17 protein-coding genes are annotated in these 25611 nt (G+C 51.0%); 5 read left to right on the top strand and 12 right to left on the bottom strand.

The genetic code is table 11. The features are described 5' to 3' along the window. Positions 1–146 precede the first annotated feature (146 nt). Positions 147–1277 (top strand): S8 family peptidase, encoded by a 1131-nt coding sequence (locus tag ACX93W_RS25875; RefSeq protein ID WP_459395265.1) that lies wholly within the window; start codon positions 147–149, stop codon positions 1275–1277. A gap of 192 nt (positions 1278–1469) precedes the next feature. On the opposite strand, the gene ACX93W_RS25870 is transcribed toward ACX93W_RS25875, so the two are convergent. Together ACX93W_RS25870 and ACX93W_RS25865 are read right to left on the bottom strand one after the other, a co-directional pair. Beyond that, entirely contained in the window at positions 1470–2237 is a 768-nt protein-coding gene (locus tag ACX93W_RS25870) for an IucA/IucC family C-terminal-domain containing protein (protein WP_459395264.1), read from the bottom strand. Then, positions 2224–4185: an ABC transporter substrate-binding protein gene (locus ACX93W_RS25865; protein WP_459395263.1), complete on the bottom strand. Its 1962-nt coding sequence runs from the start codon at positions 4183–4185 to the stop codon at positions 2224–2226. The genes ACX93W_RS25870 and ACX93W_RS25865 overlap by 14 nt, the downstream gene beginning before the upstream one ends. A 138-nt stretch (positions 4186–4323) precedes the next feature. On the opposite strand from ACX93W_RS25865, the gene ACX93W_RS25860 reads away from it, so the two are divergent. Next, complete coding sequence (locus ACX93W_RS25860) at positions 4324–5475, top strand: flagellar hook assembly protein FlgD (protein WP_459395262.1); 1152 nt, start codon at positions 4324–4326, stop codon at positions 5473–5475. 163 nt (positions 5476–5638) lie between these two features. Here the strand turns inward: ACX93W_RS25860 and argS are convergent, their stop codons facing one another. The 10 genes from argS to ACX93W_RS25810 form a co-directional block, all read right to left on the bottom strand. Continuing rightward, positions 5639–7318, bottom strand: coding sequence for an arginine--tRNA ligase (gene argS, locus ACX93W_RS25855; RefSeq protein ID WP_459395261.1), 1680 nt, complete (start codon positions 7316–7318; stop codon positions 5639–5641). Next, entirely contained in the window at positions 7315–7749 is a 435-nt protein-coding gene (locus ACX93W_RS25850; protein ID WP_459395260.1) for a YwiB family protein, read from the bottom strand. The genes argS and ACX93W_RS25850 overlap by 4 nt, the downstream gene beginning before the upstream one ends. 94 nt (positions 7750–7843) lie before the next feature. After that, positions 7844–8380, bottom strand: a complete 537-nt coding sequence (locus ACX93W_RS25845) for a DNA-deoxyinosine glycosylase (RefSeq protein ID WP_459395259.1) — start codon at positions 8378–8380, stop codon at positions 7844–7846. 393 nt (positions 8381–8773) lie between these two features. Then, positions 8774–11827: a beta-galactosidase, LacZ type gene (gene lacZ / locus ACX93W_RS25840; RefSeq protein WP_459395258.1), complete on the bottom strand. Its 3054-nt coding sequence runs from the start codon at positions 11825–11827 to the stop codon at positions 8774–8776. Between the two features lie 75 nt (positions 11828–11902). Next, positions 11903–12727: a carbohydrate ABC transporter permease gene (locus tag ACX93W_RS25835; protein WP_459395257.1), complete on the bottom strand. Its 825-nt coding sequence runs from the start codon at positions 12725–12727 to the stop codon at positions 11903–11905. Beyond that, positions 12720–13535 (bottom strand): carbohydrate ABC transporter permease, encoded by an 816-nt coding sequence (locus ACX93W_RS25830; RefSeq protein WP_459395279.1) that lies wholly within the window; start codon positions 13533–13535, stop codon positions 12720–12722. Before ACX93W_RS25830 ends, ACX93W_RS25835 begins: the two co-directional genes overlap by 8 nt. Before the next feature lie 164 nt (positions 13536–13699). After that, positions 13700–15007 carry an extracellular solute-binding protein gene (locus ACX93W_RS25825; protein ID WP_459395256.1) on the bottom strand — a complete coding sequence of 436 codons (1308 nt, stop codon included), beginning with the start codon at positions 15005–15007 and terminating at the stop codon, positions 13700–13702. Between the two features lie 195 nt (positions 15008–15202). Then, positions 15203–16969 carry a sensor histidine kinase gene (locus ACX93W_RS25820; protein ID WP_459395255.1) on the bottom strand — a complete coding sequence of 589 codons (1767 nt, stop codon included), beginning with the start codon at positions 16967–16969 and terminating at the stop codon, positions 15203–15205. Positions 16970–16975: 6 nt separating this feature from the next. Further along, positions 16976–18553, bottom strand: coding sequence for a response regulator (locus ACX93W_RS25815; RefSeq protein WP_459395254.1), 1578 nt, complete (start codon positions 18551–18553; stop codon positions 16976–16978). A gap of 204 nt (positions 18554–18757) precedes the next feature. Further along, positions 18758–21466 carry a BTAD domain-containing putative transcriptional regulator gene (locus tag ACX93W_RS25810; protein ID WP_459395253.1) on the bottom strand — a complete coding sequence of 903 codons (2709 nt, stop codon included), beginning with the start codon at positions 21464–21466 and terminating at the stop codon, positions 18758–18760. A 170-nt stretch (positions 21467–21636) separates the two neighbouring features. Here ACX93W_RS25810 and ACX93W_RS25805 point away from each other — a divergent pair, with 170 nt between their 5' ends. The 3 genes from ACX93W_RS25805 to cyoA all read left to right on the top strand — a co-directional run bounded on the left by ACX93W_RS25805 (position 21637) and on the right by cyoA (position 25597). Next, positions 21637–23760, top strand: a complete 2124-nt coding sequence (locus ACX93W_RS25805) for a transglycosylase domain-containing protein (RefSeq protein WP_459395252.1) — start codon at positions 21637–21639, stop codon at positions 23758–23760. 234 nt (positions 23761–23994) lie between these two features. Then, positions 23995–24294 (top strand): hypothetical protein, encoded by a 300-nt coding sequence (locus tag ACX93W_RS25800; protein WP_459395251.1) that lies wholly within the window; start codon positions 23995–23997, stop codon positions 24292–24294. Between the two features lie 343 nt (positions 24295–24637). Further along, a complete protein-coding gene (gene cyoA, locus ACX93W_RS25795; protein WP_459395250.1) occupies positions 24638–25597 on the top strand; it encodes a ubiquinol oxidase subunit II in 960 nt (319 codons plus the stop codon). The last annotated feature ends 14 nt before the right edge of the window (positions 25598–25611 follow it).

The following is a 25611-nucleotide window of genomic DNA, read 5'->3' as shown; positions in this document are numbered from 1 at the left end:
AGCTCTTCATTTATTCTATGTAAAAGGCGGAGTTTTGACACGGAACCACGCCTATTTATTTCATTCGGGGCAGGTGGCTCATGCGGCTCTACCCTCGACTTCATAGTATAGTGGAGCATCGTCCTTCGGGAAGGGGAAGCCTACAAATGGATATCGCCACCTTACTGCATTGGCTTCAGCAAGCCGCGACTGACCGGCCCGCCGCCAAATGCATCATCCGCTTCCGGAGCGGCAGCCATTACCGCCGTTTCCTTTATCGGCTCTCCAAAGCCGCGTCGGCCTCTGGCCTTTCAGATTCCTACAGACCGGTGCCCATTATCAGGGGCATCTGCTGCAGGCTTCCAAACGATGCCGCATTAGGTACGGCATCCGGTCCAATATGGATTGAAAAGGATTGCAAAATCAGCGTCAGCCCTTCGCTCAAAAAATACGCCACTTTTGAAAATGGCGTCCAGTGGGGCGTGCAGCAGATTAAGGCGCCGCAGGCATGGGGCGTAACAACGGGCCACCGAATCAAGATCGGCGTAATCGACACCGGTGTGGATTTCGGCCATCCCGACCTGCAGCATTCCTTGCTCAGGGGCATCAATTTGCTCAGCAGAAGCAAGCTGCCGCACGACGACAACGGCCACGGCACTCACATTGCCGGGACAATCGCTGCGGTTGGCGGCATGCAAGGCATGACCGGCGTAGCTCCGCGCTCGCTTATTGCGCCCGTCAAAGCCTTTGACCGCAACGGCAGCGCCTATGTGTCGGATATCATTCTGGGTATCGACTGGTGCGTCCGCAACGGCATGAACATTATCAATATGAGCTTTGGCATGAAAACCCGAAGCAAGGCGCTTCTTGGCGCCGTCAACAATGCCTATAATTCCGGCGTCATTATCGTTGCCTCCTCCGGCAATGACGGGAAGCTCCGCTCGGTGGATTATCCCGCGCGTTATCCGCATACGATATCGGTTGGCGCCACCAATCGCCAGCGAAGGGTCGCGCAATTCAGCAACAGAGGCGCGTACATCGACATTTATGCCCCCGGGGACAAAATCCCCTCCGCCTGGCTGCGCGGCCAATACAACGAGATGAGCGGCACCTCCATGGCCACCTCGCACGTAAGCGGCGCAATTGCCCTTCTTCTGTCCTTGTACCCGGGGCTCTCCCCAGGTGAAATCAAAGCCATTATGAAACGATCCATGCAGCCGCTTAAAAACAGCAAAACCCGCCGAAATGTCGGCGAGCTTGATATTTCACGCATGCTGCAGGCCGCAAAGCAGCGTTAAAGCGTCTCTTAAAAGACCCTAGGGCGTGTATGCTTATTCCGTCGGAGCAGATGTACCCGAATTTCCGTTCCCTGCAAGGAGCTTTTTGTAAGGCTTACCGTGGGTAAGCCAAGGAAAAGCAAAACAGCAGAGAACGAAAAGGCGGTGATAAATGCCCCTAAGCGGGTTTGCATACACGCCTTAGCTTTGCGGTCATGCTTTTGGACACTTCCGGCAATACTCCGGAGCCATCTCATAGTAGAGGCAGCAGGTTTTGCGAACCCGCTCCGCCAGAAATGCAGCCCTTGGCGCAGCTGGCTCCAAAAAGGGAGATAACGGATTGCGCCGTTGCCCGAACAATTCGGCAGCCGCGTCCTGAATGATATAATTGTAATCGTTTCGTGCCGTTTCTATAGAAAGGACGTCCTCGTATACCGGAGCAATGCGAACCGCTGTATTTTCCCACAATATAGCCTGGGGGACGCCGCCCGCTTCCGCTAAAGAACGGAACAACGGAGAAAGATGGCCGGCAAACAGCTCCCGCAATATTCCATCGCGCCAGGACGTTCTGCCGCCAGCAGCCGGAACCGACATCATTAGGGGAGGTCCATCGAAAAGAAGTTCGGGGAACTTCGACCTTTCCGGCAAACATCCGCTATAATCCGGCGCGATCAATCGGCAATTGCCAAGCGACAGCCCTAGCCCTTTGTTATACATGGTCATGGCATGCAGCACCGGCGACACAACGAGATAAGCATACCGTTTGGCCAACATCGAAGCGGTTACCCTTCGGGAAGGAGCCCCGATATGGGCCCCAAGCCAATCCAGATACCGGGCGCACTTCTCCTTGTCCAGCAGTTCGAAAGCCAATATAGAGGACAGCAAAGGCTTATCGACTTCCTCCGCGTTCATAGCGAAGCGGCTAGGCATTTCCTCCCATTCCTTCGGCGTCAAGAAAAAAGGACTGTTAGTTGCCGCCAAGAAGCGCTTCCTCCACTTGATCTACAATCATGTTGATTGCGATTGGTCCATAATAAGCAATCCATAGAGTCGTATCCACTGTATATACGCGGTTTTGCTTGACTGGCTCAAGAGACTGCCAGGTCGTTGTGTTCTGGAACTCCTGTACCTGATCCTTGAACATATCGTCGGTCAGCAGGAAATAATGGTCAGCGCCGACATCTGCCAGTGCTTCCAGAGAGATATGATATGCCGTATCTTCCTGCTGGGCGACGGACTCCGGCACCGTCAATCCCAGATCGTTATACAGAATCGCCCCTGTACGGTGACCTGGAGTATGGACGCGGATTTCTCCATCGCGCGGCCGAAGCAGGGCTACGCTTTCTCCGTTCAGCTTGGCCTGCAGCCTTTCTTTCAGGCTGGAAATCTTCTCTTTGTACTCTTCCAGCACAAGGTTCGCTTCTTGCTCTTTGCCAACTATTTTACCGACAGTGACCAAAGTATCCTTCCAATCCTCGTCAAAATCCAGCATAATCGTCGGAGCGATCTTGGACACACTGTCATAGACTTTTTCCTGGAATCCCGTAATCAGAATCAAATCAGGATCCATCGCCACGATCGCTTCCAAATTGGGCTCATCGCGAGTACCCAGCACTTTGACATCGGTCAGGCGATCCGCCAAATATTCCGGAAAATCGGAATCCGATCCCGCTGCCGTTACGCTTCCCGCAGGCTGCTCCTGCAGCGTCACCAATTGATCGACGAATTTGGTGTCCAGCACCGCAATCCGTTCCGGTTTTTGCTCAAGCGTATAGCTGCCTTTCAAATCCTCGATGGTAACAGGGTAGCTTGCTTGCGCCGCAGGTGTCGGGCTAACGGTTGCCGCCGCTGTTGTCGGAGAAGCCGCCGTTCCTTCTCCACCATTGTTTCTTGCTCCGCCCGTCCCTCCCGAGCATGCCCCCAATAAAAGAATCAAACTCAGCATTACGCTGACTGCCAGCATTGACTTTGTACGTTTAACCACTTGTCTGTCCCCTTCGCGCTTGTATTGATAATGATTTGCACTATCAATAACACTATACGAAAGAACCTCTTCGACTCCAATGGAATATGACGCCAGCTCGGATGGACTTTTGCGACAGTTGTTTCGGTATTGCAGCGGGGAGAAGCCGCTGTACTTTTTGAAGGCGCGGCTAAAATAGTAGCTGTCCGCATATCCGGTCGCCTCGGCGATTTCCCGCAGCGTCGCTCCTGTCCCCGCCAGCATGTCGCTTGCCCGTTTCATGCGGATTCCAATCAAATAATCCATCGGACTGACATCCATCTTCGCCTTGAATTGGCGTTGCAGCGACCTTGGCGCGGATTGCAGCGCAGAAGCAAGCTCCTGCAGCGTCAGCGACTCCCCGTAGCGCGCTTCCATATAACGCACGGCTTGGCTAACCAGATCGCTACCGCCGGCCTCGCCGGTCTCCAGCTCCCGCAGCTGACGCAGAAGTTCGCCCCCCAGCTGGTAAAATAACGCCCTTGCCTGAAATCTCTCCAGTTGACCATGCTCACCCCATAGACGATGCATTTCTTCAGCGAGTGCGTAAATAACCAAATGGCGGCTGGGCGCAAAGCCAAAGGGGGTGAGAAACGGATTGTTTTCCCTTTGCAAACGCAAGAGATTCCTCCAATAGGGAGGGGACAGCACCGCCTTATAATAGATGAGGTCATACTCCAGCAGATCTCCAACGGGATCTATGCTTAACCTCGCCCCCTTGGGAGCGTGGCATACATAAGGTCCGCTGAACCGGTGCCGTTCGCGGTCAATGTCGATTTCAGCGCTTCCTTGGTGAATGAGAAGAAAAGCGCTCCCCGGCATGGCTTCGGCATTGATCCGTTCATTCCGCCGCAGCGCAGCCCGTCGGATGTCGCTTACAAACAAGGCTGAACGGCTCCACAATTGCAAATGCTCTTCAAACGACACCCCGCATGCCTCCCGTGCACGTTTCTTTTTTACCGATTATATCAAGAACAATTCTCATTATCAACGCAGATCATACACGATGTTACATATGCCATAAGTCTGGCTACAACATTTTTCTCGGAGCTTGCGTTTATACATATGAGCTATATTGAAGAAAGGAGAGTGTTTATCATCAAAAAGTTTCTATTGGGTTTGATATGCGGAATGGCTCTGTTCGCCGCAACTGCGGCAGCGGCCTCCAATGAGGTCCGAGCGCTCATCAGCAGCATTGCGGTGAGCTATCATGTGGGAGGAGAAGCACTGGACACAAGCGATGATAGAAGTATTGCGTTGAATTATAAAGGGCAGCTGTATGTCCCTCTGAGAAAGTTTGCAGAGACAATGGGCGCTTCGGTCTACTACTTCAGCCCGGCAAACGGGGAAGGAGCAAGGGTTGAGGTTTATTCCGAGGATGACCGTGATCTCACCGTCAGGGACAAGGATGGATATGTGCGCGCAGGCTACCTGAACCGCAGTTCCTACAGCTATCAAGGATTCGACAGAACGCTCACAGGTATGCCGGAAGTATCGGGAACAGTCCGTTTCGACAAAAGTATACCTTCTGGCAAGGAGCTTGCTTTTGCATTGATAGACAAGACAGGCAAGCAGTACAGTTTGTCGGGAAGGATTAAGCTTAAAACTCTCCATAACCGCGAAGTGAGTCTTTACCAGAGAATGCCGGGAGACCTTGCGGTTTTCAAAGCCGAGCTGCCTCTGCTGGATAATCTGGAGCAGCTTGAGTTAACGCCCGTTGTGATCGACAAGCGGGACTGGTCGTTTGCCCAATATCCGGTCGAAGGCTGCGCCTGTGGAGCAGGAGGCATGAACGGCCATCCGCTCGCCGTCAATATCGACGGAGCGAATGCTGGCCCGCAAATGAAAGGGAACTCCGCTTGGGCGATTAATCTCATCAACTTCGATGATAATCGTCATGTCACCTTGACGAAGCCAATCTCGTTTAAAATCAATATTTACCGGGAAGACGACGAGTCTCAGAAGACCATCCGCACCTTAACCACTCAGACGTTTGAAGGAACGGTGCATCGAATGAGGGGAGCAGTGCGAACGGAGATTGTGTGGGACTGGAAGGACAACAATGGCAAACCCGTCGCTCCCGGAAGCTATTGGGCGAGAGTAATTTTGCCTCAAACAGCAACAGGACATTGGGGAGATATCGCAGGCGGCGAAACCTCGTTCACGTTAGAGGATTCCATGCAAGCCGTATCCTATGTCAGCGTTCCGGAGCAATAACCATTAGATCGTGTGCCCTCTAATTAAGCCATGCAACGTGACGGGACTCCTTCAAGAGCCGTATTATCCTTAGCAAGACAATCAACCCCCGGAAACGCCGCATTTGTTTTGCGTTCCGGGGGTTGATTTTTTTATCTCTCGGGTCTTTCCCTTACCCTTTGGCCTACATCCGGTCGGGGGCGGATACGCCTACCAGGCGCAGCACGTTCGCGATAGCGACGCGAACAGCCGCCAGCAGAGCCAGACGCGCAGCAGTCTGCTCGCCGTCCTCCGTAATGACGCGCTCGGCCCGGTAGTAGCTGTGAAGCTCCGCCGCGAGCTCATAGACATAACGGATCAAGCGATGCGGCGCATAACCGGAAGCGGCATCCGCCACTTCCTGCGGCAGCTCGCCGATTTTGCGCAGCAAATCGTATTCCGCTTCCGAGTTCAGCTTGGACAGGTTCACGCTATCGATCTCCGGCAGCGTGATGCCTTGCTCCTCCGCCTGGCGGAAAATGCTGCAAATCCGCGCATGGGCATACTGCACGTAGAATACCGGATTTTCATTGGATGTGGAAATAGCCAGATCCATATCGAAGTCGAGATGGGAATCCATGCTCCGCATGCTGAAGAAATAACGCATCGCGTCGACGCCAACCTCGTCCATCAAATCCTCCATCGTCACCGCTTTGCCGGTACGTTTGGACATTTTGACTTTTTCGCCGTTCTGGAACAGGCTGACCATCTGTGCGATCAGCACGGTCAGCTTGCCGGGATCGTTGCCCAGCGCTTCCATAGCCGCCTTCATACGGGGAATGTAGCCATGATGGTCGGCGCCCCAAATATTGATCATCCGGTCGTAGCCCCGGCTGTATTTGTCGCGGTGGTAGGCGATGTCCGGCGTCAAATAAGTGTATGAGCCGTCATTTTTCACCAGCACGCGATTTTTGTCGTCCCCAAACGTAGTTGTGGCAAGCCAGGTCGCGCCGTCTTCCTCATATACATGGCCGGATGCCCTCAGCGCCTCCAGGCCTTGTACCACCTGTCCGGTTTCGTACAGCGAGGTTTCGCTATACCACAAATCAAAACCAACGCGGAACCGCTCCAGGTCCCGTTTGATTTTGCCAAGCTCCTTCTCCAGTCCAAACGTCCGGAAGAAGGCGGAACGTTCTTCTGCAGGTAGCGAAAGCAGACGGTCTCCTTCTTGTGCAGCCAAGTCTTTGGCAAACCCGATTATGTCTTCGCCGTGATAGCCGTCCTCCGGCATTTCGGCCTCCTGGCCAAGCGCCTGGCGGTAACGAGCCTCAAGCGACAAAGCAAGATTCTCCACCTGTTTGCCGGCATCGTTGATGTAGTATTCACGCGTTACATCGTAACCCGCAAAATCCAGCACGTTGCACAACGCATCGCCAACAGCAGCCCCGCGCGCATGTCCGAGATGCAGGCTGCCTGTCGGATTGGCGCTGACAAATTCCATCTCAACCTTTTGACCCGCTCCGACCGCAACGCGGCCGTAATCCGCTCCCGCCTGCAACGCCTCGCTCACAACAGGGTACAGATAGCTTTTGTCCAGGCGGAAATTGATAAAGCCGGGGCCCGCAATTTCAGCCGATGTAATGAAGGCTTTGCCCCCGTCCAGATTAGCGATGATGGCTTCCGCGATTTGGCGCGGATTTTTTTTGGCCAGTTTGGTCAGCTGCATAGCCGCATTGGTCGCCAAGTCGCCATGCGCCTTATCCTTGGGCACTTCCAGCACAAAAGCAGGCAGCTCCTCTCTGGCTGCCAGCCCCGATGCAACAACCGCGTCCGCGATCGCCCCTTTTACCCCTTCGTACAATTGCTCCAATACATTTCCGCTCATCCTTCTAACTCCTCCTGTATATGGAGACAAATATGGAAATTGCCCGCTATTTGTCCGCCGACTTTCAATTCATATCGCCATTCCAATTGAAAAGGAAGGCTTTCGGGCAGCTCAATTGTTTCCGCGGCATCCCGCTTGACCACAAGCGATGAGGTCTCCGTTTCAAGCCGGAAGACTGCCTGTGGCGTGGAATACGAACCGATTCTGCTCTGTCCCGGAACAAAAAGCTGCTCCGACGTTATGCCTCCGCTTCGTTTAAGAGACAACTCCCCTGGCGTATACCGAAGCAGCGCTTGATTCCCTTCGCCTTCGGCATAGCGTATGTAGATCGACTTCTCCTTGCGGAACCACTCGCCCTTGTAGCGGTGAACCTCCTTCTGGCCGTCAACCCTGCTCTCCAGCACAAGCTGGACCTTTGCACGCTCGTTCATTGCTTCGCTCCCGCATTCTTTCCATTCATATGTTACTACTATATACAGGAAGGCTTTTAAATTCAACACTTCATTGCGGCACGCCGCCAGCAGCCTAACCCTCTTGCGTAAAAGGAACAATAACCTGCCATGCAGCAACACGGTCGTCCAGATTCCTCATCGTTTTGGTAGGAATGGGACTGCTCGACGGCAGCTTAAGCAGCGCCACTTCGCCTGCAGCGTCCGCGCCATGGGCTTTCATGAAGGTGTCATAGGCTTTGCTTCCGTTGAAGGCCACGCACTTTATGCCGGGGTAACGTCTTAACAGGCCTGGAATATCGCTTGCCGTCTCCGACTTGATATTAACGTCCAGACTGCCCTCGCGAGCGCAGGAATGAATGACGTCCCATAGAGCCAGCCGATGATCCTGCAGAAAGGAAAGCCGATTCTCGTAGGAGGGATCCGGCACGCCATATCCCTCTTCGCCGGGCTTCAAGCCCTGAAACAGCGCATAAACGATTTTCCAGAAATAATTGTGAGGGTGTCCGTAGAATTGCCCCTTCTCCAGCGATTTGACGCTAGGGGCCGTGCCCGCCACCAGGACGCGCGCCCGCTCGTCCACAACGGGAGGAAAGGAATAGATCAGCGACATGCTCAGCACCTCTTTTCTAATTACATTATAGCCAAACCAAGCTCTCCATTGACAAGGACCGCAAAAAACCTTGCTCCGCCGCATAGGCAGTGCAAGGTTTTTGAAAGCACTTATACTCTGGATCATAACAAGCGAGCACTCTGCCCTCTAGGGGTTTGTTACTGGTTTGCATTCTCCTTCAGCATTCTGACGACTTCCTGAATCTGAAGCTTGAGGGAAATGGAATCGTTGCCCCAAACCTCCGATATCATGGCTCCTTGGTCAATCATATTCTTAACCTGCCGTCCAGCAAGAATAACCGTACCCCGGCATAATGCCGGAGTACGGTTAATGTGAAGCTGCATTAGCGCAAGCTTGCGATTAAAGCGAAGATTGCAGCCTCCTGCTGTTCAATTATATCCGTTCAATAACAAAGGAGAAGGAATGGTCCTCGTCGCCTTTGATCTGGAATTCCTCGTACACCGGCGCGCCCCAGCTGTCATCCCCGCCAACGCCCATTTGGCGTCCCGCTACCGTCAATACGGTGTAGTGGACTTGCGGCAGTTCATAATGATGCTGCGCGTTCTCCAGCTCCAGAGCTGTATAAGGCGATACGCCGCACTCTACTGGCTCGCCATGCGACAGGATGCGGATGCCTCGGCCGGCAGCGTCTGTAACCGCCAGCTTGCGCACGCCCATCCGGTTGCCGGATTCCTGCGGCATGAGGTAACCCGATACGTTGCCCGCAGCCGTTCCGCTAAAGCGTCCCAGACGGGCTCCGTTTGCGCGGTCGGCATAGTTTTCATCCGGTCCAAGCGCCAGCCACTCCAACTGGTCGTAATCGGCCGAAACCTTGAAGGAAACCGCAAAGATCGGCAATCTAGGCAGTCCGGCTGAACCCTTGTAATGCGAGTTCACCAGAATGCTGCCATCCTTGCGTACGGTGTAGGAAATGCCCGCTTCCGCTTCAGGAGCGACAGAGAAGGAGTAACGGTACGCTACAGTCACGCTTCCGCTGACTTCATCGGTAGACGCATCAACCGAAATGCATTTGCGTGCCAGGCTGGCGGCAAACCAGATGCCCGCGTCGTAGCCTTGCGCGTAACCACGGTCATTGTCGGTTGTCGCGCGCCAGAACAGCGGCGCCGGAGGCGCAGCGATCATCTCGCGTCCGCCGTAGTTCAGCGAAATCAGGCTCATGGCCTGCTTGGAGAAGATCATGCTGAAGTCGCGGCCTTTGACGCCGATGTTCACGTCGCCGTGAATAACCTTCAGCGGCGCGAAACGCTCATAGACGGATGCCGTGCCAGCAGCGTCTTGCACGGTGAAAATGTGCTGGCCAAAAGCAATTTCATATCCCGCAGAAGCCCACAGCGTGTTTTCCTTCAAACGGAACGAAGCATTCAAGGTATATTCGCCGCCTTGCAAAGCCTGCTCCGCAAGACCGGACGCAACGCGAGCCTTTTCGCCAGCCGCAACAGTAACGGACAGGCTTTCTGTTGCCAGCTCTACGCCGTCTTTCTCCAAAGAAATGAACAGCTCCAGATGCGACGTGTCGGCAAACAATCCTTCATTTGCGATTTCAACGCCGTCTTGATCCACAGCCAGCTTAAGATCCTGGTACAGGAATTTGACTTCCTGCATTTTCGGGGAAACCGTACGGTCGGCATACACGATGCCGTTTGTACAGAAGCCGTAATCGGTAGGACGGTCGCCAAAGTCGCCACCGTAGGCCAGAAACTCCTTGCCGTAACGGTCCGTCGTTAGAATAGACTGGTCGATGTAATCCCAGATAAAGCCGCCTTGGTACATCGGGTATTTATTTTCCAGATCGGTGTACTTCTTCATGCCGCCAAGGGAGTTGCCCATAGCATGCATATATTCGCAGCTGATATAAGGCTTATCCGGATTGGCATCCAGATATTGTTCAATATCGGCGGGTTTGGCGTACATGCGGCTTTCCATGTCGCTCGCTTCCGAGAAATTCCGATCGTAGAACACGCCTTCGTAATGAACAAGACGGCTGGAATCGGAGTTGCGGAAAAAGCGCGCGACGTTGACTAGCACTTCGCCTACGTAGGATTCATTGCCAAGCGACCAGATCAGGATGGACGGATGGTTTTTGTCGCGCTCATACATGGAGATAGCGCGGTCCATAACGATATCCTGCCACTCCGGTCTGTTATGCGGAATATTCCAGGACGGCTCGACTGCCCCCATCTTCTGCCAGGAACCATGCGTTTCGAGATTCATTTCGTCGATTACGTAAATGCCGTATTCGTCGCAAAGCTCATACCACAGAGTCTGGTTAGGATAGTGAGATGTCCGAACCGAGTTGATATTGTTTTGTTTCATCGTTTTGATATCGATTAACATATCTTCCTTGGTAATCGCCCGGCCGCGGCGGATATTGAATTCGTGACGGTTAACGCCCTTGAACACGATACGTTTGCCGTTAAGCAGCATCAGCTTGTTTTTCATCTCGAAACGACGGAAACCGACCTTTTGCGGTATTGCTTCCACGACATTCCCGCTGGCATCGGTAATGGCGATAATCGCCACATACAGATTAGGCTGCTCCGCGCTCCACAGGGCAGGCTTGTCCAAGGCAAGCTCCAGCTTGCTGCTGCCGTTGCCCAGTTCTATGGAAGCTTCTCCAACCTGCGAGCCGTCCTTGCTGTACAGAGTCAGAGCGGCGCGCGCTCCCGCCGGCAGAGAACCGGCAAAGGTCAATCCCGCCGTCAGCTTGCCCTGCGTAAAGCTTTCGTCCAGTTCCGCGGATACACGAAGGTCGGAAACGTGGATTTCAGGAATGGTGTACAGGTACACTTCCCGGAAAATGCCGGAGAATCTCCAGAAATCCTGGTCCTCCAGCCAGCTTCCCGTGCTGCGCTGGAATACCTCGACGGCAAGCTTGTTATCCCCTTCCTGCACGTAAGGCGTCAATTCAAAATGCGATGGCGTAAAGCTGTCTTCGCCGTAACCGACGAAATGGCCGTTCAGCCATACGTAAAAAGCCGTCTCAACGCCCTGGAACGAGATATAAAGAGGTTTGCCTTCCATATGTTCCGGCACAAAGAAGGACTTAACATAGCTGCCGACAACATTGTCATTTTGGGAAATGTGGGGCGGACGCAATTCCTCGTGTCCATCCCACGGATACATTGTATTTACATATTGCGGCTTGCCGTAACCTTGCATTTGAATATGTCCCGGAACCTGGATTTCTCCCCAGCCGGATACATCAAAGCCGGTTTCATAGAACCCCGCCGGTCTCGCGGCGGGATTCACCGCATAATTAAATTTCCAAGTGCCGTTTAAGGTGCTGCGCATCGGCATTTCGCCTTGCGCTTTGGCTTCATCCAGCGACGAATAATACTTGTGGTCGGAATACGCCGCAAGACGGTTTACTTCAAATACGCTGACATCGCTGAGCCAATCCAGCGATGGCTTAGATGCTTGAACCATGATATCTGCTCCCCTTTGACAAAAATGCATGTAGTGTTGTGGTGTGTATGTCTTCTATTATACACATCGTTTCCATTATTTCACGGATCCGGTCATACCCGCCACAAAATGTTTTTGCATCAGGAAGAAAACAATCGCCGTTGGCAAGGTAGCAATCAGGATAACCGTCATAATTACCCCGTAATCCGGAGTATAGCTGGAGCCCAGATTGGAAATAAGCAGCGGAATCGTGCGCTTCTCCGGCGATTGAAGCACGACGAGAGGCCACAGGTAGTTGTTCCAGCTGGACATAAAGGTAATAATCGATGCGGCAGCGTAGGTTGTTTTCATCGTTGGCATGTAAATGCGGAAGAAAACGCCAAGTTCGCTCAGACCGTCGATTCGGCCCGCTTCAAGCATATCTTTCGGGAACATCTTTGTGCTTTGACGGAAAAAGAAAATCAGAAACGCCGTTGTTACCGACGGCAAAATGACGGCGGAAATGGTATCGATCCCGATAAACGGCATCACTTGCGAAATGCTGCCGAACATCCGGTACAACGGCACCATCAATGCAGCAAACGGAATCATCATGGACAGAAGAAGAATGGAGAAAATCCGGTCCTTCGCTTTTGTCCTGAAAATTTCAAAGCCATAACCCGCAAGCGAAGCGATAAGCAACGATACTGCGGTCGTTATCAACGATATTTTGGCGGAGTTCAACAGAGCGGGCACCAGGTCGACGGTATCAAAAACCTTCTGCAGGTTTTCAAACAGATACGCGCCGGGAAGCAGCTTCCCTTTTGTTATGTCGACTGAACGGTTGGTGGAGCTGACGATCATCCAAATAAACGGAAAAATGGAGATGACAGCAGCGGCGCTCAAGAAAAGATACATCAATACGCGTTTCAGCTTAGCCATTTTTATCACCTGCCAATTTGAACTGAAGGATGGAGAAGATGACAATCAGAATAACAATCGCATACGACACAGTGGCCGCATAACCAAAGTCCGGCGTATATTTGAACGACAGGTTATAGATGTACTGAGACAGCGTCGTGGTTGAATTGCCAGGTCCGCCCCTCGTAATATTCATAACTTCGTCGAACAATTGCAGCGTGCCTATTGTTGAGGTAATGGAAGTAAACAGGATGATCGGCTTGAGCAGCGGAACCGTAATACTGAAAAATTGGCGGGTAGCCGAAGCTCCGTCGATTCTGGCCGCCTCATAGATGGAGTTGTCGATGTTTTGCAGCGCGGAGAGGTAGAAAATCATGTTGTAGCCGGTCCAGCGCCATGTAATCGCGATAATAATCGTAATTTTCGCCCAGAAGGGATCTGTGATCCATTGGATCGGAGTTGTAATAATATGCAGGTTAAGCAAAGCTGTGTTGATCAGTCCGTCCGCTCCAAACAGGTATTTGAAAATGACGGAATACGCAACAAGCGAAGTAACGGCCGGCAAAAAGATCGCCGTCCGGAAAAAGCCTTTTAGCTTCAGGTTTTTGTCATTCAACAGCACGGAAATAAACATTGCCAGAATGATCATGATTGGCACCTGAATAATCAGGTACAGAAATGTATTTTTCAGCGCCGCAAGAAACGTGGTATCCGTAAGCAACCGCTGGTAATTGTCGATGCCAACAAAATTCAGATTGGTGCCCGTGCCCGATTTGAACGACAGGATAAGCGCCTGCACCATCGGATAGAAATAGAACACGCAAATCATAAGGACCGCAATGGAAATAAAGGACCAGCTGACTATATTTGTTCTTGATTTGATATTCACTACAGTTCCTCCTTCTCAAGACAAAAACCCGGGCCATGCCGCCAGCCTGCTTCCCTTACTCAGCAAGCGAGGCCATGTCCCAGGTTTTCATCATCTAAATCAAACTATTTGATTTGCGCATCTGCTTGCTTTTGAGCGTCTGTCAACACCTGGTCGATGTTTTTGCCGTTCAGGTAATTTTGCATTTCCACTACGATAATGTCTTCTACCGCGTACGTGTGCATGCCGTAGTTGACGTTAGGAATTTCTGCTGTCCATTTGGAGAAGTCGCTCACAATGTTTTGTCCGCCGAAGAATTCGTTAGGAGCTTTGTAAGCTTCGCCTTCAGCTGCCGGTTTGTAAGTGCCGATGGCGCCTACGTCAGTGATCAGCTTTTGGTACAGATCTACATTGGAACCAAATGTTGCGCCCAGGAATTCAGCTGCTTTTTCCTTGCCGTCTACATTCAGGACATACCAGGAGCTGCCGCCAAGGTTGGAAGCATGAACGGATTTGTCATTGCCCGCCAGTTTAGGGAAAGGCACGATCGCCCATTTGCCTGCTTGATCTTCTGCCGCCGTAATGGAAGCCGTAAACCAGTTGCCTGTTGGTACGGAAGCGACATCGCCATTGTTGTAGTTGGCTACATATTGGCTCCAGTCGGAATGGATTTTAACAATATTGGCATCCATCATGGATTTGTACACTTCAAACGCTTCTTTCAGTGCTACGTTGCCTGCCAGATCGGCGCTTTTGCCGTCAGCTGTCAGGTACCATGAGCCCGCGGATTGAATCATCATGCGGACAATGCCCATGTCGTTCGGGTCAAGGGAGATCCAGTCCTTGCCGGTTGTTTCTTTTACTTTTTTGCCGATTTCGATGTAGTCGTTCCAAGTGATGTCTTGAAGATCGTCTACACTGTAGCCGGCTTGCTCCAGGTAGTCCGTTCTAACGTACAAACCAGCTACGCCGGAATCGAACGGCAGGCCGTAGTTTTCGCCGTTAGCGCTTGTAGGTCCAAGCTTGTAGTCCGCAAAATCGGACGCTTTGAAGTTTTTGGTAATCGGGTAGAACGCGTCAGGGTAAGCTTGCATGAAGCTTTGAGCGCGGTAGTCCTCGATCAGCACGATGTTAGGAAGACCTTTTGTCGTACCCGAGCTCAGACCTGTATTCAAACGTTGTACGATATCGTTTTGAGCGTTTTCCACGATTTCAACGTTTACGTCTGTATGATCCTTGCCGTAAGCTTCTTTAGCCAGATTCATGGCCTTAACGTTAAAGTTGGCATCCCATGCCCATACGGTTACTTTAGTTGCCGCGCCGCCGTTGTTTCCGCCGGTTTCGCCGCCCGTTTCGCCTTTGTTGCCGTTGCCGGATGAACATGCAGCCAGCAGCATCATGCTAGCCAGCAATAAAGCCATCATTTTTTTCATTGTGTCGACCTCCATTTTTTCTGTCTGCAACATTTCGTGCAACATCTGTAAGCGGTTCCTGATGCCTTGTTTTCATCTTAGCACCCTGGGTTTGCCACACGTTAGAATTATCTTTGCCAACACTTGTGAGATTATTACGGATTCATTGAAGGCTAAATGCGGCAATAGAAATATATTTAGAAAGTTGGAGGATTTTTATTCTTTAATGATCGGAAGTCGTATTTTGACCCTTGTGCCTTCGCCCGGCTGGCTTGAAATTTCAACTCCGTAGGACTCGCCGTAGAGCAGGCGGATCCGATCATGTACATTGCGCACCCCGATACCGGTGAACAGTTGGCGCTTGCCGGAGGGCCGAAGATTTTCCACGCTTTGCTCCGCTTTCATATCGAAACCGTCGCCGTTGTCCACCACTTCGCAGACCAGCGCATCCGGCTCCTTCGAAGCCATAAAATAAATATTCCCTTCCGCCTTGGCGTTAAAGCCATGAAAAAAAGCATTTTCAATAAAAGGCTGGATAATAAGCTTGGGCAGGTGGCACCCCAAACAATCCGGCGCGATAAAATAGTTCATCTTGATCCGTTCGCCGTATCTGACATGATTGATCAGCACATAGTTTTTCATGTTGACCAGCTCTTGGCTAAGCGTAATCGTTTCGCTGACGTTGCCGATGACATTCTGAAGCAGGGAAATCAACGCGTTGATGGTTTCCGCTGCCCGCTCGCGATCGCCGTGCTGCACCATAAACTTGACGGACGCCAATGTGTTGTACAGAAAATGAGGATTGATCTGTCCTTGGAGCGCCTCCAGCTCTGCATTTCTTCGTTGCTTCTCTGTCTGCACCAGCTTGGCGACATAATCCTGAAGCTCCTCCAACATCCCGTTAAAGGCTATTCCGAGCTCCCGCGTTTCATAGCTGCCTCCGACGGATACCTTGTGGTGGAACTCATATTTGGAGATGGTGGATATTTGCTTTACCAGCCGCGTCAACGATTTGGTCAGGCGTCTTGAAATCAGAAAGACGATAATTAGCGCCACGCCAACAATAACGCCCACGCTGATAATGATGGAAGGCATGTCCGTTAACTGGCCGATGGCGATTTTTTTGTCGATCAGATTGACGATGTAATAATCCAGGGAAGACAAATAGCGGGACAACACAATGTGTTCCCGATCCTGGATGATGATGTTCATATAAGGCTTGCCGTCTTCCTCCATGCTTCTGACATAAGACAGAAGCTCGCCTCCGTCCGCGCCGATCCATTCTTTTCGCCCTGAGGAAACGATGGTCCCGTTGCCGCTAATGACCGCCACTTCATTGCCTGCGCTGGTATAGGTATTATAAAAGCCGGCAAATTCTTTTTCCGTCATCGTAAAAAAAATCATTCCATACTCTTTGCCCGTGGTCCGGTCAGTCAGCGGCCGTGTTGCGACCAGAAGCGGAACGCCATGTTTGGATTTCACGTGCTGATACAATATTCTGCGCGGATTCTCCAGAGAACGCTGAGTCATGGGATGCTGCATCAGCTCGTTGTAGGTCATACCAAGCGGGGATTGGCCGGAGGACGCAAATATCCTTCCGTTAAAGCCAGTCACCGTAATATCGATTCCGTAGGCATCCAGGCCCGAATTGATTCGTTTCATGACGTTGCCCATAGCATAGAAGGAGCGGAAATTGGCGATCGAGCTGCCGTCGGCCTCCGTAAGGAACTCCCGGGCAATGCCGCTTTGAGCCAGATTGTTGGTGGCCAGCGCTATGGAATAGTTGAAGGTATCCAGATTATTATTGATCTGATTGATGACCTTTGTGTTGGTGATGCTGAAGGTTTCCGTGAAAACCCGCTCGGAAACATTGATCGTTGTCCATGTGGTCGTAACGGAAACCGCGATAATGCTGACTACCATAATAATAAACATTTTGACAAAAAGGCCTTTATATTTAAAACGGTCAAATAGCTTGCTCATCGTTCTTCACCCTTGATCCCGAAATTGCCTGCGGTAGCGGCTGGGCGAAAAGCCCGTACTTTTTTTGAATACCTTGCAGAAATAGCTATGGTCGGAATACCCCACCATTCCACTGATTTCGGAAATCGGCTCGTCGCCTGCCCGCAGCATTTCCTCCGCTTTGCCGATTCTTACTTTGTGCAGATAGTCGATAAACCCTTCTTCGTTGTGAGCGGTAAAATAACTGGACAAATAAGAGGGATTAAAATGAAAATGGCGCGCCATATCGCTAAGCGTCAGCGGTTCGGCGTAGTGCTCCTGAATATAGTTGAGCAGTTTTTTCATATTGTCGTTGCCTTGGTCCCGCTCCTTAAGAGCGATGCGCTCCTCAGCCTCGCCTATAAAACGCTCCATGATGGCAAGCGCTTCGGATGCGCTCTGCGATTGCTCGATTTCTTTGAAGTAGCTGTATTTGGCCGCGTCCAGCTCCTTGACGTCATATTCCATATTGCTCAACAGCACGGTCATATTAAAAATAAGATTGCCCAGGAAGGTTTTATATTCGAATACGTCGCCGGCATAATAGGATGCCAAAGCAGCCGCATGGGTACGCAGGGACTGGAATGCGGTTTGAAACTGGCCGCGTTTGAAGGTTTCCGTAAACCGGTTGAGATGGAACGGTTCAGGCGCCTCCGGCAGCGGCGGCAGCTGACCTTTTTTTATCAGCCTGATTTCGGGCAGAAAAAAAGAGTAGTTCAGCAGCTTCAACAGGGAATCGCGATATTCGCCGCGAACCTCGTTCAGTTCCCGGAACGCTTCCGTTACAGCCACAACTCCGCCTTCCCTGTCATTAGCCCGGGCTGAAGCCCAGCGCTGCAGCAAATCCATTCCGTCAGCCGTTCCGTTAGCCACCGCTATGGATGAACCCCCGTAAGCCGGCAGCTCATAAAAAACGCCTTCCCAGCCTTCAATGTCAGCCGCTTTTGCCAGCCATTCGGCCAATCCTGTTTGGGGCGAAGCCCCTTCCAGGCCTCCTTGTTCATTCCCGCGTTCGCTCTTGCGGGCCTCGCCGACGGCGATCAGCCTGAATAACGGATAAGGGAACGCTGCCTGTACGTCCTCCGCCGTATAATCGCTTTCATAGCCGCCCAGCACCATCTCCAGCAAACGGTTGCCGGACAACCTGTAATTTCCGGAATCGCCCGGGCGAAGCGAAGGAATCCGCTTGGCCGTTAGCTTCAACACGGCCAGCAAATGCTGAATATCCAGTTTGGGCTTTAATATATAATCAGCCACTCCGCTTTGAAAAGTTGAGCGCACATATTGATATTCTCCGAAGCTGCTAAGCACGATTACCTCAATTTCAGGATGCTTCGACTTGATTTCCTTGGTCAATTCTTCCCCGTCCATCAACGGCATGACAATATCCGTTATGACAATATGAGGACTCAACTCCTGAATCATCCGCAGCGCTTCGATTCCGTTTGACGCCTCGCCAACAATCTGGAAGCCTTCCTGCTCCCAATTCATAAAATGTTTAATCCCCTGCCGGATCAAAATTTCATCATCGACGATCAGCACTCTGCAGTAACCGGATTCACTCATGTTCGCCCCTCCTGTCCGTTGTTTTCAAGCAGATATAGTATATCCGCTATGTTCGCCATAAACCATAGCGATCACCATCAAAATCGCCAATTCATTACGATTTTGCTCTGAAAACGCATTATTTTTGCATCGTTTAAGACATGGGATTGCGTTTAAATGAGAGCGCATACAATATCAGCTTTAAAACCCAATTTAAGGGGGCGCCTACCTCCTTAATAAGGCGGCTACCTCCATCGGCAAAGCCAAACCCAGCTCTTTGGCAATATACCGCTCCATTTTGCTTGCGATTGCCTTCGCATGCGCACCCATTCCAAGGCTCTGCAAAACGCCGATATATTCCACATACGCATCCTCCTGATAGAGGTCTTGTGCAATCAGCTTGTCATAATAGGCAAAGGCTTCTCCATGCTGACCCTGCTGATGATACGCCTGCGCGAGCGTTCTCAGCACGTTAAGGTAGATCCGCCTTATTTTCTCCCGTTCAATCTCCAAAAAAGGCTCATAGGGAAACTCGGCAAAATAATCTCCCCGGTACAGCGCCTCTGCGCGCAATAGAGCGGCAAGCGATTCCGGTTTCTGAGACGGTGAAGGAAGACTGGCGTAAAAGCCATCCAAATCCATATCGATATGGGTAAAATCCAGATGATAAAGACCAGTCTGGCGAGTCAGGATGCGCAAACCATAATCCTCCGCTCTGTCCAGCGATTTGCGAAGCGTTGACAGGGCAACATGAAAATGATTGGTTGCAGCGCCGCCAGCCATCTCCGGAAACAAATGGCCAATCAGCACATCCTTCGAAACCTTAACGTCGCGATGCGTAATCAGATATTGAAAAATTCGCAGGCTCGACGCGCGATGAATAACGATGGGCTCCTCTCCCCAACTAACCGAAAATTTTCCCAATACGCGCAGCTGCAGCTTCGGCGTCTTTTCTGCAATCAGAGCTTTCCCGCCCACATCTCCTTGTCCCGTTCCCTTTCTCGAGCGCCACATCTTATCAAAATACCCTGCGATTTCCGGCGCGCCTGCAACCCAGCGACAGGATTGGGCAAACAGCCGCTCGCCTTCAGCGCCCTCTCCTTTGGCATCTATCGTCTGGGCCAATTCGAATGTCGCCCAGCCCCTATCAATATGCAGAGAAAATTCATCCGCCAGCCGGCACGCTTTTCTAGCCCAATCGACCGACTGCTCATAATCTCCCTGCATCCGATAAATCCGGCAAAACGTTGATAAAATAAACACCCGGCTACTATCGGCTTCGCCCTGAGACAGCTCCAGCGCCTGACGAGCAAAAAGCTCCCCTTTATCAACCTGACCTTCATCCAGAAAAATGTTGGACAATGTATCCAGAACCAGCATTTGAATCGGCTTGATCCCGTGAGTTTCTGCTACATAAAGAGCGCGCCTTGCAAAGGACATCGCTTTTTTCGTTAAACCCTGGCATCTGTAAATATCGGCCAAGCCGCTGAGATTAAAGGCGGTTACAGCATAATCATTGAGGATGACGGATTGCTCCAGAGAGGATTGATATCGTTCAATGGCTTTATTGACATCAAAGCACATATAGAAAGCAGCCAGCCGGTGTTCGGCAAGCATTCGCGCCACAACGCGCTCCGGGCCTGTCAGCTGTGCCAGCCGTTCTTCCATATAGGTGATCAAATCTCGACGAATGCCTTTTGAATAACAGCGAAACAGAAAAAAAGTCGTATACGCCATAGACAAATGGGGCGACACCTTTTCCACCCAGCCATCCGCTAGACTCATCAATTCAATTCCATTGTAGCGAGACGAAACCGCATTGATGCACCGGGCAGCCCCCAAAAAATCAGAGCCGGCAATATGATGGGCAAATGCATGAAAATACTGAAATTGCTTTTCATATATAGCGCCTAGTTTAAGATGCTGTTTTTTCAGCCCTTCCTCTCCAATTCTTTTGCCATATGCATTGTACAAATAGGTTCTGAACAAAGCATGGTAACGAAGCGCTCCATTGTCTTCAACAACAAACAAATTATATCGGGTTAACGCGGCTACCCGCTCTGCTGAATCCTCGATGCCCAAATATGGATTCAAAATCGCGGCATCCAACCGCGTCAATAAACTGCTGCACTGTAAAAAAAGTATCATTTCCTCTTCATGCCTCGCCATGACGACACTGCTGAAATAGTGAAATATCGGCGGATAAAAGGGAGAGATTGCCCAACAAACCATCCTCTCATCGTTGTCCTTGCCCTGAATAGACTTGGCAACAAACGGGTATGCCGCAGGCCAACCCTCCGTTTTTTCCATAACGTTTTCTAATTCGCCCGGAAGCAGTTCCATGCCGCAGACTCGTCGAAAATATTCCGCCGTCTCCAAGCTGTTAAACGCCAGGTCCGCAGCAGTAAGCTCCAAATAATTGCGGCTGGATTTCAACTTGGCCCAATCGCCATGCAAACACAACGTGCCTATGAATATAAAAGAAACAAAGCGTGATGCAAACGCCACGAGCTTCTGGATCAGTCCACGAAGCTGCAGGTCCCCTTCCGCTTGATCAAAATTGTCAAGAACGATAACAAATTGCTCGGAAATATGTGACAAACCAGCCGCCATCTCCGCTAAAGCATCATCGGGACTGGATTTTGCGCCAGCGCCGCTCCAATCCGGCCTACCTAATCTGTAACCAATCCCTTGGGACAATTCGTGCAGAATTTGCAGAGCAGAATGATCGCCGTCATCAAAGGCATACCAAACCGGACTCTTCTTTTCCATCTCCAGAAATCCCGATACTGCCGTTGTTTTCCCATATCCGTCAGGAGCCGAAACATGAATAAATGACATAGGCGTCCCATGATTGAATGCCGCAACTAATCTCTCCCGCAAAATTCCGTTATGTAGTGACGGCATACGCAGTTTTGTCTCCAACGATTTCATGGTTTTCCTCCCGGCTCCGAGAAACGAGTCATCTTTATGTTAGAAATTATAACATAACCATAGAATTGCGGCTCAAGAGAGAATGAAACACGGTCAGCATGAATAGCTCCTTCTTCATTTTTCCATACTAAGGAAATAAGAGGATGTGATTTAGAAAAGGAGCCGTTTTTATGAAAAAGACCTCCAAACGCCCACCCAAGCCGCGACGCCAGGCGGTTTTCCCGACTATTTCCGAAAGGCTTTTGCCGCTGATGCTGAAATTGAATAAGTGGCTTATTCGGACAGTCTTTGCAATGGCAGCCGCGCTTGCGCTTTGCTTGTCTTTATTTTTCTATGTTCGGTCACAGTCGCTGCCCGCCGCCGCCATCAGTCAAACCTCGCAAATGCTGGACCTGCACGGCAACGTCATCGACACGTTCCATGCAGGGGAAAACAGGCGATCCGTCGCTTTGGAGGATATTTCGCGCGATCTTATTCATGCAACCCTTTCGATTGAAGATCGCCGCTTCTATGATCATTACGGCTTTGATTTGAAGGGGATGGCCCGTGCCGTTGTTGTTAACGTGCAATCCATGTCGGCGCGCCAAGGGGCCAGTACGCTGACTCAGCAGCTGGCGCGCAATCTTTATTTAAGCCATGAAAAAACGTGGCAGCGCAAGCTCAAGGAGGCTCTCTATACAGCCAAGCTGGAAATGGATTATACCAAAGACGACATTTTGAGCATGTATTTGAATCAAATTTATTACGGCCACGGCTCCTATGGCATTGAGGCGGCCTCCATGCTTTATTTTGACAAGCACGCTTCCGAGCTGACGCTTGCGGAATCCGCTATGCTCGCCGGCATCCCGAAAGGGCCGAAATATTATTCACCCTATATGGATATGAAAAACGCCAAGGACCGCCAATATCTTATTTTGGAGTCGATGACCGAGGGCGGTTTTATTACAAAGGAACAAGCGGAGGACGCTTATCGCGAGGTGCTTGATCTCAAGCCGCTCGACTCCGGGGAACCGGAAGGTTTCGCCCCTTATTTCCGGGATTACATTCGCCATCTCGCCCTGGATGAAATCGGAATAGAGCCGTCCGTGTTGAACGAAGGCGGTATTACAATCTATACGACGCTGGACCAGAACATTCAGAATGCGGCGGAGGATGCCATCAAACGCGGAATTCCGGGCGATTCGGAGCAGCAAGCCGCGCTGGTGGCGATCGATCCCCGCAACGGTTACGTAAAGGCGATGGTCGGAGGACGGGATTACCGCAGCAATCAGTATAATCGGGTATTTGCCCGTACTCGCCAGCCCGGTTCCGCCTTTAAGCCTTTGCTGTATTTGACAGCTCTGAGGAGCGGCTATATGACGCCCGTCACACAGTTCCGCAGCGAACCAACCGTCTTCACCTACGATGAAGGGCGCAAAAGCTATGAACCCCGTAATTACGGCGATAAATACGCCAACGATTATATTGATATGCGAAAAGCCATCAGCAGCTCCGATAATATTTATGCCGTCAACACACTAATGACGGTTGGCGCGGACAAGGTGATACAAACCGCAAAAGGATTGGGGATAAGCAGCCCGCTGGACGCGGTGCCATCGCTTGCGCTGGGTTCTTCGCCCGTTAGCCCGTTTGAAATGGCTTCAGCCTACAGCGTATTTGCAAGCGGCGGATTCCGCGTGGAGCCGGTTTCCATTCTGCGCATTGAGGATCGAAAAGGGGAAGTGCTGTATGAGTCCAGACCTGTTATGGACCAGCCGATCACCCCGGCGGAAGCCTATGTGATGACAAGTCTGCTGGAAAGCGTTTTTGATCAGGGAGGAACCGCCAATCGTGTTTCTTCTATTATAAAGCGTCCTATCGCAGGAAAAACCGGCACAACGGATTACGACGGGTGGCTCGTCGGTTATACGCCGGAATTATCTGCGGCCGTATGGGTTGGTCATGACAAAAACAGAAAGCTTACGCTTGCGGAGGCCCATCGGGCGGCACCAATCTTTGCAGGATTTATGGAGGGAGCTTTAAGCGCCGTTCCACCAAAAATGTTTACGGTGCCGGAAGGCGTAAGCACCATCTACATTGAACCTTCCACTGGCCGCCTTGCTGCAGCAAACTGCGGGGAAAGAAGATTGGAAACCTTCCTTGCGGGTACAGAACCTACAGAGATTTGCGGCAACGGCGATGCGGAGGACAACTCTGGCGAGGAAACTATCCTTGAACAGCAGACCCGCTCTAATGAAAAAGCTCGCAAAAAAACATCATGGTGGAACGACCTTAAAAATTGGTGGACCCATTAACGGAAATGTTCGACTGTTTGGTTCAATGAAAAGAAGACGGGTTAAGTAAAGCATAAGGCGGGGGCAAAAGTGTAGCGAATGTCACAAAGGACTGCGCAACATCTTGGCAATATCATTTTCCGCATCTTTTTGTCCAAATTTCAAACGAATTGTGAAATTTATTTGAACATTCTGCATAAGATATGATATAGTGTAGTTAAGAAAGCACTTACAACTTATTTGGGAGTGTTCGATATGACGACAAAAACAGCAAGCATGAATCACCTAAAGACGGTAAAGCCGGACGTTAAACGTCTAGTTAACTTTATGACGGCGATGGCTTGGTTTATTTTAGGCATTGGCGTTCTGCTCTCCCTTATCAACTTAAGCCATTTCAGCGATCAAAACATCGGACTGATGGTTGGCATAGGCTTCCTGATCGGAAGCGTCCACATTTATGTCATTGGTACGGCCATCGGCCTAGTTCACGCCCGCATGGGAACCCACGGAGAGAACAAAACCTCTCCCCCCCATGATGAGGAGCTCGTTTCTTGACAAAATCGTCCGCCGAATAATCAAGCCCGCCCGATCTTCAATTGAAGATTAGGCGGGCTTTTTCTTCGTTTGTGTCAAAATGTACAGTGAACGTTTGTGTTGTTCCAACCGCTGGCGGAAGCCGAAATGTGAACATTCCAACAGAAATTTTGGCAGGATATGTATCAATTCAAATTTAAAATGGACAAAATGCCGATGATATGTCGAACAGGTGACTGAGATATGACGAATTACCGAATATTTATTTACGTTATTGTTAACCTAGCAGTCACGAACGTTTGAATCTGTTATCTTTATCATAAGCTAACTTTAAATGAGGAATAATCTGAGGAGTGAAACCTTGATGAGACGTTATTACCGAATGCTCGCGACCGTGCTTTTTCTCACAATGGCATTCGCGCTATCGGGTTGCAGCAGCGAGCAATACATCGTGCTGGATCCCAAGGGCCCAATCGGACAGTCGCAAAAAGAGTTGATTATCATTACAACGCTGCTTTGCGCCATTATCATCGTCCCGGTCCTGATTCTTACGGCTGTCATCGTTTGGCGCTATCGCGACCGCCCAAACAGAAAAGCATCGTACCAGCCGCATTGGGAGCACAGCACCAAGCTTGAAGTGACTTGGTGGGCGATCCCGATTGTCATTATCGGAATCATTGGCGTGGTAACCGTAAATTACACTTATTTGCTGGAGCCATCAAGACCAATTGAATCCGAAAAGCAACCTATTACGATTCAGGCAACGTCGATGGACTGGAAGTGGCTGTTCACTTATCCGGACGAGGACATTGCTACGGTGAACTACATTAAATTTCCTGAAGGGGTACCAATCCGTTTCCAATTGACAGCGGATACGGCAATGAATTCCTTCTGGATTCCGCAGCTGGGCGGACAGCTCTACTCTATGTCCGGCATGGCAATGACCTTGTACCTGCAAGCCGACGAGCAAGGCAGCTACTATGGCAGCGGAGCGAACTTTAACGGCAAGGACTTTGCTCAAATGACCTTTACAGCGGACGCTGTTTCGCAAGAGGAGTACGACAAATGGGTTAGCGATATCAAAGGGGATTCTCCTGCTTTGACAATGGACGGTTATGAATCACTGACCGACCCAGGCCGTTCCGACGTTCAACTGTTCTCCAGCTTCCCTGAAGGATTGTTCGACAAAATCGTAACGCAATATGTTGAGGAAGGCGGCGGAGGCCACGAGCATCACGGCGCTTCGGCCCACGATTCAAAAACGGAATCTTCTCAGACCGCATTCAACACTAATCTAATTCAAAACGAGCATGCGGGGCATTAAGGTTACCGCTCACG

The organism is Paenibacillus sp. CAU 1782 (assembly GCF_054551715.1).
This window is presented reverse-complemented; position numbering and strand designations above follow the sequence as displayed.

Excerpts from the sequence above, each read along its gene's own strand:
- ACX93W_RS25825 (WP_459395256.1), bottom strand. The coding sequence starts at position 15,007 with ATGAAAAAAATGATGGCTTTATTGCTGGCTAGCATGATGCTGCTGGCT.
- ACX93W_RS25820 (WP_459395255.1), bottom strand. The coding sequence starts at position 16,969 with ATGAGCAAGCTATTTGACCGTTTTAAATATAAAGGCCTTTTTGTCAAA.
- ACX93W_RS25815 (WP_459395254.1), bottom strand. The coding sequence starts at position 18,553 with ATGAGTGAATCCGGTTACTGCAGAGTGCTGATCGTCGATGATGAAATT.
- ACX93W_RS25860 (WP_459395262.1), top strand. The coding sequence starts at position 4,324 with ATGAGCTATATTGAAGAAAGGAGAGTGTTTATCATCAAAAAGTTTCTA.
- ACX93W_RS25850 (WP_459395260.1), bottom strand. The coding sequence starts at position 7,749 with ATGAACGAGCGTGCAAAGGTCCAGCTTGTGCTGGAGAGCAGGGTTGAC.
- ACX93W_RS25875 (WP_459395265.1), top strand. The coding sequence starts at position 147 with ATGGATATCGCCACCTTACTGCATTGGCTTCAGCAAGCCGCGACTGAC.
- ACX93W_RS25805 (WP_459395252.1), top strand. The coding sequence starts at position 21,637 with ATGAAAAAGACCTCCAAACGCCCACCCAAGCCGCGACGCCAGGCGGTT.
- cyoA (WP_459395250.1), top strand. The coding sequence starts at position 24,638 with ATGAGACGTTATTACCGAATGCTCGCGACCGTGCTTTTTCTCACAATG.
- ACX93W_RS25835 (WP_459395257.1), bottom strand. The coding sequence starts at position 12,727 with ATGGCTAAGCTGAAACGCGTATTGATGTATCTTTTCTTGAGCGCCGCT.
- ACX93W_RS25830 (WP_459395279.1), bottom strand. The coding sequence starts at position 13,535 with ATGATTTGCGTGTTCTATTTCTATCCGATGGTGCAGGCGCTTATCCTG.
- ACX93W_RS25810 (WP_459395253.1), bottom strand. The coding sequence starts at position 21,466 with ATGAAATCGTTGGAGACAAAACTGCGTATGCCGTCACTACATAACGGA.
- ACX93W_RS25845 (WP_459395259.1), bottom strand. The coding sequence starts at position 8,380 with ATGTCGCTGATCTATTCCTTTCCTCCCGTTGTGGACGAGCGGGCGCGC.
- ACX93W_RS25800 (WP_459395251.1), top strand. The coding sequence starts at position 23,995 with ATGACGACAAAAACAGCAAGCATGAATCACCTAAAGACGGTAAAGCCG.
- lacZ (WP_459395258.1), bottom strand. The coding sequence starts at position 11,827 with ATGGTTCAAGCATCTAAGCCATCGCTGGATTGGCTCAGCGATGTCAGC.
- argS (WP_459395261.1), bottom strand. The coding sequence starts at position 7,318 with ATGAGCGGAAATGTATTGGAGCAATTGTACGAAGGGGTAAAAGGGGCG.